The organism is Thermoflexus sp., from assembly GCF_042408365.1.
Lineage (GTDB): Bacteria > Chloroflexota > Anaerolineae > Thermoflexales > Thermoflexaceae > Thermoflexus.
This window is the reverse complement of record NZ_JBHOQJ010000122.1, coordinates 1-12,059: the sequence shown is the minus strand read 5'-3', so window position 1 is coordinate 12,059 and position 12,059 is coordinate 1. Positions and strand designations below refer to the sequence as shown.

Annotated in this window: 11 protein-coding genes; 9 read left to right on the top strand and 2 right to left on the bottom strand. The window is 62.5% G+C overall.

Annotated features, from left to right (window positions below; translation table 11 throughout):
* Positions 1 to 186: 186 nt before the first annotated feature.
* Positions 187 to 1,971 (bottom strand): aldehyde ferredoxin oxidoreductase family protein, encoded by a 1,785-nt coding sequence (locus ACFMO5_RS05340; RefSeq protein WP_376791720.1) that lies wholly within the window; start codon positions 1,969 to 1,971, stop codon positions 187 to 189.
* Positions 1,972 to 2,190: 219 nt separating this feature from the next.
* Between ACFMO5_RS05340 and ACFMO5_RS05335 the strand changes: the two genes are divergently transcribed.
* From ACFMO5_RS05335 to ACFMO5_RS05295, 9 genes are all read left to right on the top strand, one after another.
* A complete protein-coding gene (locus tag ACFMO5_RS05335) occupies positions 2,191 to 3,069 on the top strand; it encodes a ParB/RepB/Spo0J family partition protein (protein ID WP_376791719.1) in 879 nt (292 codons plus the stop codon).
* Between the two features lie 216 nt (positions 3,070 to 3,285).
* Positions 3,286 to 4,161: an ABC transporter ATP-binding protein gene (locus tag ACFMO5_RS05330; protein ID WP_376791718.1), complete on the top strand. Its 876-nt coding sequence runs from the start codon at positions 3,286 to 3,288 to the stop codon at positions 4,159 to 4,161.
* The gene (locus tag ACFMO5_RS05325; protein ID WP_376791717.1) at positions 4,130 to 4,849 is read left to right on the top strand and encodes an ABC transporter ATP-binding protein; all 720 of its coding nucleotides are present in this window, start codon (positions 4,130 to 4,132) and stop codon (positions 4,847 to 4,849) included. Before ACFMO5_RS05330 ends, ACFMO5_RS05325 begins: the two co-directional genes overlap by 32 nt.
* A 26-nt stretch (positions 4,850 to 4,875) precedes the next feature.
* The gene (locus ACFMO5_RS05320) at positions 4,876 to 5,784 is read left to right on the top strand and encodes a branched-chain amino acid ABC transporter permease (protein WP_376791716.1); all 909 of its coding nucleotides are present in this window, start codon (positions 4,876 to 4,878) and stop codon (positions 5,782 to 5,784) included.
* Position 5,785: 1 nt separating this feature from the next.
* The gene (locus ACFMO5_RS05315) at positions 5,786 to 6,883 is read left to right on the top strand and encodes a branched-chain amino acid ABC transporter permease (protein WP_376791715.1); all 1,098 of its coding nucleotides are present in this window, start codon (positions 5,786 to 5,788) and stop codon (positions 6,881 to 6,883) included.
* 12 nt (positions 6,884 to 6,895) lie between these two features.
* Positions 6,896 to 8,131, top strand: coding sequence for an ABC transporter substrate-binding protein (locus ACFMO5_RS05310; RefSeq protein ID WP_376791714.1), 1,236 nt, complete (start codon positions 6,896 to 6,898; stop codon positions 8,129 to 8,131).
* A gap of 85 nt (positions 8,132 to 8,216) precedes the next feature.
* The gene (locus ACFMO5_RS05305; RefSeq protein WP_376791713.1) at positions 8,217 to 9,563 is read left to right on the top strand and encodes a glutamine synthetase family protein; all 1,347 of its coding nucleotides are present in this window, start codon (positions 8,217 to 8,219) and stop codon (positions 9,561 to 9,563) included.
* 2 nt (positions 9,564 to 9,565) lie between these two features.
* On the top strand, positions 9,566 to 10,684 hold the full coding sequence (locus tag ACFMO5_RS05300; RefSeq protein ID WP_376791712.1) for an amidohydrolase family protein: 1,119 nt from the start codon (positions 9,566 to 9,568) through the stop codon (positions 10,682 to 10,684).
* A gap of 116 nt (positions 10,685 to 10,800) precedes the next feature.
* Entirely contained in the window at positions 10,801 to 11,556 is a 756-nt protein-coding gene (locus ACFMO5_RS05295; RefSeq protein ID WP_376791711.1) for a gamma-glutamyl-gamma-aminobutyrate hydrolase family protein, read from the top strand.
* Here ACFMO5_RS05295 and ACFMO5_RS05290 read toward each other — a convergent pair.
* Positions 11,553 to 12,059: sensor histidine kinase (locus ACFMO5_RS05290; RefSeq protein ID WP_376791710.1), on the bottom strand; the 507-nt coding region annotated here is incomplete at its 5' end. The genes ACFMO5_RS05295 and ACFMO5_RS05290 overlap by 4 nt on opposite strands.

The window sequence follows — 12,059 nt, the reverse complement described above, 5'->3', positions numbered from 1 at the left end:
CCCCCCCCCCCCCCCCCCCCCCCCCCCCCGGGGGTGGTGGATGAGGGGGGTGGGGTCCTTCCGCCTCCTCACGAGAACTCCGAAAAGTTATTCATTACCGAATGAAGTGACCATCCAAAAACATGGGGTGGGGAATCATCGTTTCCCCACCCCGAGGATCGATCCCAACCGCCAGGGGGCCGCGCTTCAGCTGGCGAACTCCCCCACCACCTCCTTGGGCCACTTGCTGAAGTCATAAACAGCGTCCAGCTCCTCCGGCGGGACATCGAAGACCGTGTTGTGAGGTGGGAGCGGCTCTTTGGTCATGAAGTCCGGCAGACGGTCGTGCGCCTTGGTGAACCCGGCGGCCTCGTTGAACAGCCGCTCCTTGCGAATGATCTCATAGCCCAGCCGGATGGCATCCTGAGTGGTCCAGTTCACCCCCAGCACACCCGCGCACGACTCCACCATGCCTTCGAAGCCCTCCGGGATGTCCAGGACGCAGAAAGCATCGAAGAGGCAATAACCGGTGGAGTCGATGAAGGCGGTGGTAGCCTGGAAGGCCCGGGAGAGATCGGCCTTCTGGACCGCAAAGGGATCCGCCTTGCCACCGACGCCCAGGATCTCCGGGGCGATGGTGTAGCCGGCGGTATGATCGGCGCCCATCGTGGAGGTGGCGTAGGTCACGCCGATCCCCTTCACGGCCCGCGGCTCATAAGCCGGCATCCCTTGACCCTTCACCGCCGGGACCCGGGTGACGCCGAAGGCGCGGCCGGTGAAGACACAGCCGTTGCCCAAGATCCGGCCCAGCGGGGTGCCATGGCGGACCTCCTCGTTCAGCAGGCGGATCGCCCCATCGGCATCCCCGAAGGGCAGCAACCCGGCCTCCATGGCCACGGCGATGGTATCGCCCATCTCGATGGTATCGACCCCGATGTCGTTGCAGAGCCAGATCAGATCGGCGATCTTGTCCAGATCCCCGATCCCGCAGTTGGCGCCCAGCGCCCAGACCGACTCGTATTCCATCACCGAGACCTTGAAGGTCCCATCGGGGTTGGCCCAGCGATCCGAGCACTGGATGATGCAACCGGGATGGCAGGGATGGCCGGTGGCTCCCTCGCCGTTGCGTTTGTGGATGATTTCAGCCTTGGTCTCGCCGCTGATCTGAGAGGCCAGCTCGAAGCGACCGGAGGAGAAGTTGCGGGTCGGATAACCGCCGGCCTCGTTCATGATATTGACCAGGACGTTCGTGCCGTAGGTGTTAAGAGCGCCGCCCTTCTTGGTGACATCGTGGGTGAGGGAGGCCTGGGTGAGCTTCTTGATCCCCTGCTCGAAGAGCTCGGGGTTCTTGATCTCCACCCCGGGCCCGCCCCGGTCATCGATCACGATGGCCTTGAGGCCCTTCGAGCCCATCACAGCGCCCAAGCCGCCGCGCCCGGCATAGCGGCCAGCGGTGTTCTCCTGGTCATTGACACAGATCCCGGCCGCGTTCATGAGCATCTCCCCGGCCGGCCCAATGCCGATGATGGCCACGCCCTCCCCATGCTCCTTCCAGAGGAGATCGCAGACCTCATACATTCCCTTCCCTTTGAGATGGTCCGCGGGCAACAGACGCGCGCCGTCTTTGTCGATCCTCAAGACGTAAAAACGCCCTTTCTCCTTCGGCTGGCCTTCAACGATAATCGCTTTAATGCCCAGGCGAGCGATCTTCTGAGAGGAGAGGCCACCGGCGTTGCTTTCTTTGATGCCGCCGGTCAGTGGGGACTTTCCGCCAAAGGAGGTCCGACCGGAGGTGGGCGCCTTGGTGCCGCTGACAATGCCCGGGGCGATCACCAGCTTGTTGTCGGGCCCCAGGGGATGGCAGAGCGGAGGCACTTCATCATAAATAATACTGGAAGTGAGGCCCCGGCCGCCCAACAACGCATACTTTTCCGGTACATCTTCAAAGCGAGCGGATAAATCGGTCATATTGACCCGGAGCAACTTGGCCATGGGGCACCTCCTTGGACAGGGGGAATGGGCTCTGTACGGCCTCCGATCCATTCGCAGTGGCTGTATTTACATGCTAATTTGAACGCATGGATATGTCAATTTGCGAATCGCCAATTAAAATAACTGCAATAATCATTAACATGTAGAGCCCGATCCTCCTATTTCCCTGCAAGGATGGATGCTAAATCAAGAAATGACCTTAGATTGGAGGGATGGACGATGGCTCAACAGGTCCCTGAGGCGATTCAACAACTGATCCAACAGGTCGAAGCAGATGGCGGTGTGGTGTGGGCGGCTTATCGAGAGCCTTACGCCCATCGATGGCAACTGCTCGTGGAGTTGCCGTTGGATCGTGTGGTGCCTACCCCTTATCAGAGGGATCTCTCGCCCCATCATGTGGAGCGGCTGAAGGCCGTCATCCAGGGGATCGGCCGCTTTATCGACCCGATTGTGGTCATCCGGGCCCCGGATGGCCGATACTGGACCCCGAACGGCAATCATCGACGCGAGGCGATGGTCCGGTTGGGGGCCCGGACCATTACGGCCATTCTGATTCCGGATCCTGCGGTGGCCTATCACATCCTCAGCCTGAACACGGAGAAGGCCCACAATCTCCGGGAAAAGGCGTTGGAGGTGTTGCGAATGTATCGAACCCTCCGGGAGGACCACCCGGAGGCGTTGGAACGGGCTTTCGCCTTCCAGTTTGAGGAAGCCTATTTGATCACGCTCGGTATCCTATACGATCAAAAGGAACGTTTTGCTGGGGCCGGATACGTGCCGATCCTTCGGAAGGTCGATCGCTTCCTGGATCTGCCCATGCGCGAAGCGATGCAGGAGCGGGAGCGCCGGGCCCAGGTGATCGAATCCATCGATCAACTAGTGGAGCCTATCCTGGAGGCGTTGCAGGAGAGGGGAATCCGCTACCCCTTCCTCAAACAGGCTGTGCTTTCCCAAGTCAACCCTATCCGTCGGAAACGGATCGTCACGATGTCATTCGATGAGGTCATGGCTCGCATCCGCGAAGGGCTGGCCCGGTACAACATCGAGGCCATCACTCCCGAGGATATCGCTCGGGCAGCGGCCGAGTTGGAAGAATAAGTTGGAAACGGGCCGAACTGACGCTCAGGCCCCCAACCCTGGGGCATGGCTTTACCGAACCTTTATCCTCGGGACCTCCCCACACCCTCACCAAAAATAAAACAGCTCGAGCCAGGATGATACTTGACAAGCTCACCTGTCTTTCATACAATAAGCAAATAATTCAAAGTTGAAAATTTATTCACCTTTGTGCATTTGGCGGGAAAGGGGCCGGGTATGGGAGCCATATCCCTCACTCCCTGTTCCTCCCAGGGAACTGACAGCGCGATCCGGCCAGGGCCAGCGGATGCTCTGGCTGCTTCCTCCTCGTCCCACCCCCTGCTGGAAGTAGAGGGGTTAACGAAGCGGTTCCAAGGGGTTGTGGCGCTGCAGGACTACCGGTTGGTTATGCGGGAGGGTGAGATCCTGGGGGTGATCGGGCCGAACGGTGCGGGCAAGACGACGCTGATCAACCTGTTGAGTGGGTTCCTCCGCCCAGACTCGGGTCGTATCCGATTTCGTGGACAGGACGTGACTCGCCTTCCGGCTCACCGCATCCCTGCCCTGGGGATCGCTCGCACCTTTCAGAACATCCGCCTGTTTCCCTCGTTAACCGCTCTGGAGAATGTGCTGGTGGCGATGACGATCCACCATCCGCCTGATGTCCTTTCGACGCTGTTCAACTTCGGCCCGGGACATCGGCGAATGGATATGCTGCGGCAACGTGCCATGGACCTCCTGGAACGCATGGGGATTGGACATCTGGCCCATCGGTCAGCTGGCACCCTGTCTTACGGGGATCAACGGAGGGTCGAGATCGCCCGCGCTCTCGCCCTGGAACCCTCCTTGCTCCTGTTGGATGAGCCCACCGCTGGGCTTCATCCCGAGGAGAGCGAGGCCTTAATGGAGCAGCTGGTCCATTTGCATCGGGAACGCCGGATGACCATCCTGATGGTCGCTCACGACATGCCAGTGGTGATGCGTTTCTGCCCCCGCCTGCATGTCCTAAGCTCCGGCGTTCTGCTCGCCGAGGGAACCCCGGAGGAGATTCGCAGCAACCCGCTGGTGCTGGAGGCCTTCCTTGGACGATCCGGTGGTCCTGGAGCTGCGTAACCTGGAAGCGGCTTACGGGGCGATCCGTGCCCTCCACGGCTTGTCCCTCACGGTAGGAGCCGGCGAGGTGGTCGCTCTGCTGGGGCCCAATGGGGCAGGCAAGACCACGACGCTCCGGGTGATCTCGGGGTTGCTGCGTCCAGTGCGAGGGCAAGTTCTCTACCGCGGCCAGGAAATCACCGGGCGTTCCCCGGCTCAGATCGCCCGCATGGGCATCATTCAGTGCCCGGAGGGCCGTCAGGTTTTCAAGAGCCTCACCGTACGGGAGAACCTGCTTCTGGGAGGTTACCGACTGGGGGATCCTGTCCGGGAACGCCGCAATCTTGAGCGGGCGCTGGCCCTGTTCCCGATGCTGAAGGAGCGTCTCGATCAGCCGGCAGGGCTGCTTTCAGGCGGACAACAGCAGATGCTGGCCATTGCTCGCGCCCTTATGGCTGATCCGGAGGTCCTATTGCTGGACGAGCCTTCCCTAGGGTTGGCCCCCCGGGTGGTGGAAGAGGTCTTCGAGGCGCTGGCCCAGTTGAAGGCACATGGGTTGACGATGCTGATCGTCGAACAAAACGCGGAGAAGGCCCTGGACCTGGCGGACCGCGGTTATGTGTTGGAGAGCGGGCGACTGGTCCTGGCGGACACGGCGGCCCGCCTGCGGGAAAACCCCGATCTGATCCGAATCTACCTGGGTCGTTAGGATAGAGAGCTGGAGGGGGAAATCCGATGTCCATGATAGGCTCCCTGGGATTCTGGATCCAGCAATTGATCAACGCCCTGGGCTTGGGAAGCCAGTATGCCTTGATGGCAGTTGGCCTGGCCATGGTCTTCGCCGTGATGCGGCTGATCAATTTCGCCCACGGCACGGTGATGATGGCCGGCGCTTACATTGGCCTTCTCCTCCTGCAGCACGGCTGGCCCTTTTCAGCCGTGGTCATAGGGGCCATTGCCGGTGCGGCCGCTCTGGGCCTACTGATCGAACGAATCGCGTACCGGCCGGTGCGTGGGGCCCCAGACGTTGCGCTGTTACTGAACTCCTTTGCGGTGGCTGTTTTCTTAGAGAACCTGGCCATTCTTTTGTTCTCCCCTCGCTCCCGTCCCTTCCCCATGCCGGCGCTGCTCACCCAGGTGCTCCACATCGGCGGGAACCTCTTCCTGCCTTCCATCCATCTTTGGGCGTTCGGAAGCGCCATGTTCGCGCTGGGGGCTCTCGCCCTCTTCGTCACCCGCACCCGCTTGGGCCTGGCCATGCGGGCGGCAGCTGAGAACCCGACAGCGGCGCAATTATTGGGAATTGAGATCGGCAAAGTCACCATGCTGGCCTTCGCCATTGGTTCAGCCATGGCTGGACTGGCGGTTATATTGTGGATCGCTCATGTAGGGACGATCAACCCCACAATGGGTTTCGAGCCGGTTCTGAAGGCCTTCGTCGCCTGTGTGATTGGGGGATTCGGGACAATTCCCGGTGCCGTCTTAGGAGGTTATCTCCTGGGAGCATTGGAGATCATGCTCCAGGGCTTTTTGCCGTCTGGGATCGTGGGCTACCGAGATGCCTTCGTCTACGGGATTTTGATCCTCATCCTCTTGGTGCGCCCAGGTGGCGTCCTGGGCTACCTGGAGGCGGAGCGGGTCTGAGATGGTGGCTTCCTCGGCTCGATGGAAATGGGCGCTGCGCGCCCTCCTGTTGCTGCTGTTGGGCGGGGCATACCTGGCAGTGGCACGCGGAGGAAACGCCTATCTAGAACGCCTGGCGGTCCTGTTTTTGATCAACCTGATGCTGGTGGTCAGCCTGAACCTCTTCACCGGGCTCACAGGCGTTTTCTCCCTTGGCCACATCGGCTTTATGGCCCTGGGGGCCTACACCTCGGCGATCCTGACGCTCCCAGTGACCCTGAAGGCGGTGAATTTGCCAGACCTGCCACCTCCCCTCAACTCATTCGCTTTACCCTTCCTTCCCGCCCTCTTGCTGGGCGGCCTGATCGTGATGATCATAGCGATCCTCATTGGTATTCCGGTGTTACGGCTGAGCGGTCATTTCGTCGCCGTGGCCACTCTGGGCTTTCTGATCATCACGCGCGTGGTGCTGATCAACGCGGAGGCTTTCACCCGGGGGACACGGACCTTCTCCGGCGTGCCTCCGTTCACCACGTTGGGCTGGGCGGCTTTGTGGGCGGCTCTGAACCTCTACGTTGCCTGGCGAGTGAAACACTCGCCGTTGGGCCTACAGCTCATCGCCGCCCGCGATGATCCATGGGGAGCCCGGGGCTCGGGGGTGGACATCCCGCGAATCCGGCAGATCGCCTTCGGGATCAGCGCCTTCTTCACCGGGATCGCCGGTGGGCTCTGGGCACACTTCCTCACCGCCTTCTCGCCAAACGCCTTTTATTTCTCGAAAACCTTTGAGATCATTGTGATGATGATCGTGGGGGGCATGGGCAGTATCAGCGGTTCCGTTCTTGGAACGCTTCTGGTGATGGCCAGCACTGAGATCCTCCGCAACCTGGAGCCCGGCTTCGCTATTGGACCCTGGATGTTCGGCCCGCTCTATGGCCTCAGTCAGATCGGCTTGGCTGTGCTGCTGATTCTCCTCATCACGTTTCGCCGCCAAGGGTTGCTAGGGGATCAGGAGCTCCGAACAGAGGCGATCGCCGAGCGTCTGGCGCTCTGGCTGGAGAGGCGGAAGGCCGCCGTCGGAGCCCTGCGCGCTCGGAAAGCTGATCCTTCATCCTCATAAGGAGGGATAGCCATGCGCCCGCTGCATCGATGGTCCGCACTCGCTTTGGTGTTCCTCATGGCAGCGGCCGCCTGCCAGCCAGCCGCCCCGCCGGCGGCCACGCCGACGGCCGCCCCCGTTGCATCGCCTCCCCCTGCCGAAACGCCGATGGCGAAGGAGCCCATCCGCATCGGTGCGCCCTTCAACCTGACCGGTGGGATGGCCTCCATCGATGTGCCGGCAGCCAACGGGGCCCGGCTCGCCGCCGAGGAGATCAACGCCGCCGGTGGCGTGATGGGCCGTCCGGTGGAGCTGTTGATCCGCGACACCAAGACCGACCCAGCGACCGCAGCAACAGTCGTCACCCAGCTGATCGAACAAGATAAGGTAGTCGCCGTCATCGGGTTCAACGATTCCGATTACGTGCTGGCGGCAGGCCCTATCTGCCAGCGCGCCGGGATCCCCTTCATCACGGTCGGGGCCACTTCGCCACGCCTGCCTGGACAGGTAGGGGATATGCTCTTCCTAACTCCCTTCGGCGACAATGTGCAAGCGGCCGTGGGGGCCGAGTTCGCCTTTGAGAAGTTCGGCAAGACCGCCTATCTGTTGTGGGACAAAGGTGCGGAGTACACCACGGTGCTGGCCAAATACTTTAAGGCGCGCTTTACCGAGCTGGGTGGAACTATCGTGCTAGAGGACACCTATCAATCCGGTGACAAGGACTTCTCAGCCCAGATCGCCAAGGTGAAAGCCTTGCCCCAGCAGCCGGACTTTTATTACATTTCCGCCCTGCCAGACGATGTGGGGACGATCGTGAAGCAATTCCGGAACGCTGGGATCACCGGCCCCATTGTGGGCGGCGACGGCTATGACACTCCCCTCTTGGTCCAGGTCGCTGGCCCGGCAGCCGAGAACGTATTCTTCACCACCCACTCTCTGCTCACTGCGGACTCCCCCAACGAGAAGGTGCGCAAATTCGTGGCCGCCTACAAACAGAAATATGGCACCGAGCCGGAGGCCGTCTTCGCCGCACTGGGATATGACGCGGTCTATGTCCTGGCCGAGGCTATCCGGCGGGCCGGGTCAACCGATGGACAGGCGATCAAACAAGCGCTGGAAAACATCCGAGACTTCCCCGCAGTGACTGGGGTGATCAACTACTCGCCGCAATCCCACATCCCCCAAAAAGGGGTGACGGTGATCGAAGTTAGGGGTGGGAAGTTCACCCTGGCCGCTGAGCGAGTCCCCCAGAAAGTCCCAGCGCCATGAGCGCAGGGACGTTGTCCTTCTACAGGGCCGGGCCATGAGGGCCCGGCCCTGCTCAACGACGACCCGAGGCCCGGAGGAAGAAGCCATGGCTGAATGGAAGGATGCCATCCGCACGGCGATCCGACACCATGGGATCCGCTACGTGCGTTTCCTTTGGTGCGATAATGCCGGTGTCATTCGCGCTAAGGCAGTCCATGCGACCTTTCTGGAGGACTACCTTGAGGGGGCAGGCGTGGGGATCGCCGCCGCCCAGCAGGCCCTCCCGGTGATGTACGACGCCTTAGCCCCGGACGCCGGATTGACGCCGGCCGGCGAGGTCCACATGCGAGCGGACTGGACGACCTTCACCCCGCTGCCGTACGCCCCTGGCCACGCCCGGGTGCTCACCGATATCTACGAAGGAGATCGGCCATGGCCTCATTGCCCACGATCGTTTCTCCGTCGTATGATCGAACGGGCTGGACAGCGGGGATGGCGGATCATGGCGGCCTTTGAGAACGAATTCTATTTGCTCCGTCAGGAGGGCGGTCAGGTGATCCCCGCCGATTCCACAGTGTTCGCCCAGACGGCCGCCCTGGACGCTATGACGCCGGTGCTCGAGGATCTGACCTCTGCCTTGGAGGCTCAAGGGATCGTCCCAGAGATGATCTATGCGGAGTCCGGACCTGGCCAGTTCGAGATGCCGATCCGCTACGCGGAAGCGCTGCGGGCGGCAGACAACCAGATCGCTTTCCGTGAGACCGTGCGGGCCGTCGCGCGCCGCCATGGCCTGACTGCCTCCTTCGTCCCGAAGATTTTCCTTGACAAAGCAGGCAGTGGTGCCCATCTCCACTTCAGCTTGTGGCATGGCGAGCAGAACAGGACCGCTGACCCGCGCCGTCCTGAGACGCTTTCCGCGGAGGCCCGAGCGTTTATCGCAGGGATTCTCCATCACTTGCCCGCCCTCACCGCCTTCACGATCCCCAGCCCGAACTCCTTCAAGAGGATCCACCCCCGTTTCTGGAGTGGGGCCTTCACCTGCTGGGGTTATGGCAACCGGGAGGCAGCCGTGCGCGTGCCTCAGCCCCCAGCCGGCCGGCCGGTCACTCATATCGAGCTGAAGACAGTGGATCCTTCATGTAATCCATATCTGGCCTTGGGGGCAGTGATCGCGGCCGGTTTAGACGGACTGGAGAGGGATCTGGATCCGGGGGAGCCGGTCCAGTTGGACCCCGCGGACCTTCCGGAGGCGGAACGGGCTGCTCGGGGCATCCGGCCACTGCCGACGACGCTGGGCGAGGCCCTCGCTGCCCTCGAGCGCGATGAGGTCCTCCTTCAGGCCCTGGGGCCAGAGCTCGCACGCTCCTACCTCGCCGTCCGTCGGATGGAGTGGGAGGCGCTGAAAGATCTACCACACGAAGAAGAGGTCCGAATCCTGTTGGAACGATATTAGCGATGAACCTCTCGACCGTCCCAATCATCGATCAGCACGCCCATAACCTGCTGCGCCCGGAACACGCGCGGACGTTCGCCTACCCCTCCGCTTTCACGGAGGGCTATGCCGCGGAGGTGGTCACCCGCCATGCGCAGGAGACGATTTTCTTCCGACGCAGCATGCGGGAGATCGCCGGGATATTGGGCTGTGAGCCGAACCTGGCCGCGATTCTCGAAGCGCGGGAGCGATTGGGGTTTGAGGAGGTGGTTCGGCGTTGCTTTGAGGCCGCCGGCTTTCAGTCGATCCTCCTGGACGATGGGTTCATGCCGGACCAGGCGATGCCGACCGCATGGCATAACCGTTTCGTCCGAACCTACCGGCTGCTCCGGGTCGAGTTCCTGGCCGAGCGCTTGATCGCTGAGACCCCGACTTGGCCCGCTTTCGAGGAAGCCTTCCGGGCCGCCCTCCAGGACCCTGGGCCGGAGGTGGTAGGCTTTAAGACCATCGTTGCCTATCGGACCGGGCTCGCCGTAGAGGCTCCAGACCCCGAAGCCGCCCGCTCTGCTTTCGAGGCCATGCGACAGCAAGTGGAACAGGGAGAGCGCCTCCGGCTGGCCCACAAGCCCTTGAACGACTGGGTGGTGTGGTGCACCCTGGAGGCCGCCGCCAGGCAAGGCCGGCCCGTTCAGTTCCACACGGGTTTCGGGGATCCGGATCTGGATCTGCGGTGGGCGAACCCGCTCCATTTGCGTCCCTTGTTGGAACATCCGGGTTTCCAACGGGTGCCCTTCGTGCTACTCCACGCCTCCTACCCGTACACCCGTGAGGCCGGTTATCTTGCCGCGGTCTATCCTCATGTCTATACGGATCTCGGCCTGGCCATCCCATTCCTCAGCCGATCCGGCATGGCCTTCGTCGTTCGCGCTTTCCTGGAACTCGCTCCGATCAGCAAGATCCTGTTTTCCACGGATGCCCACTTGATCCCCGAGCTGTTCTATCTGGGAGCACGTTGGGGGCGACGGATCCTGGGGGAAGTGCTGGAAGCCACCGTGCACGATGGGGATCTGACCGCCGCCGAGGCCGAGGCGGCGGCGGAGGCTATTCTCTATCGCAACGCTCAGACGCTGTATCGCCTATGAGCTAGACCAGCGATCGCGTTGTTCATAGCGCGGCGCCTTAACGTTCTTTCATCACATCGCATAGATGATGAACGCTCTCACTCCAGCAGAAGCGCTCGAAGGGAGATAGACACCATATGCGGCGACCACTTATCGGCGTCACGGTGAAGAACACGCGGGAGACCGGATCGCTGGGCCGGGCCTGGAGCGCCACCGAGACGGCCTATCTGCGGGCGCTGTGGCAGGCAGGTGGGCTGCCGGTGATGATCCCCAACCTCCCACCGCAAGCCGCGCCAGAGTTCATCCAGCGGGTGGACGGGGTGTTGCTCACCGGAGGCGGCGATATCGAGCCGGCCCGCTATGGGGCCTCCCCCCACCCGGAAACCGACGGAGTGAATTTAGAGCGGGACGCTTTCGAGTTCGCCCTGGTAGAGGCTGCGCGGGCCTCGGGCCGACCGATCCTGGGGATCTGCCGCGGCTTCCAGGTGCTGGCGGTCGCGTGGGGTGGGACGCTCTGCCAGCATCTCCCGGAGATCACCGAACTGCCCCACGACAGCGATCAGCCCCCGCCGGCGCTCGCCCATCCGGTCCGCCTCTATCCGATCCAGGCGCTCGCTGATCTCCTGCAAGTCCACGGGGTCAGCGAGGTGCTGCAAGTCAACTCCTATCACCATCAGGGGATTCCCCGTCGCGATCGGTTGCCCCCGGGGCTGGAGATTCTGGCGGAAGCTCCCGATGGGGTGGTCGAGGCCTTCATCTGGCGCCCGGAGGGGCATTCGCAGCCGCGGGTGCTGGCTGTGCAATGGCATCCGGAGCTGCTGTTCGAAGAGGACCCTCGCCACCTCTGGCCGTTCCGCTGGCTGGTGGAAGCCGCATCCGCGGCCACGGGTTAATCCGAGGAGGCGTTCGGCAACCGAATGCGCACGGAGGTTCCACGTTCGGGCTGGCTCTCGATCTCGATCCCGCCCCCCATCGCGCGGAGCAGGCCCCGGGCCACCGCCAGGCTCAGCCCGAAGCCTGGCACCTCTCGGACCCGGGGGTCCTCCGAGCGCCAGAAAGGGGTGAACAGATGTTCCTGATCCTCGGGCGCGATCCCGATCCCATTGTCTGAGATCTCGCACACCCATTCAGATCCCACCTGCATCGCCCGCACCCAGATCTCCCCTCCCGGCAGGGTGTATTTCACCGCGTTGTCCAGGATCTTACTCAGGATGGCGATCAGCCGTTCCCGATCTGCAGGGACCTGCGGCGGAACCTCCGGCAGTTCCACCCGCACGACATGTCCCCGCCTCTCCACCTCCGTCTGAACCCGCCGCATGGCTTCCTGCAGGGCCTCGTCCAGGGCCACCGGCTCGATGCGCAAACGCAGGCGCCCGGTCTCCATGCGCGAGTGCTC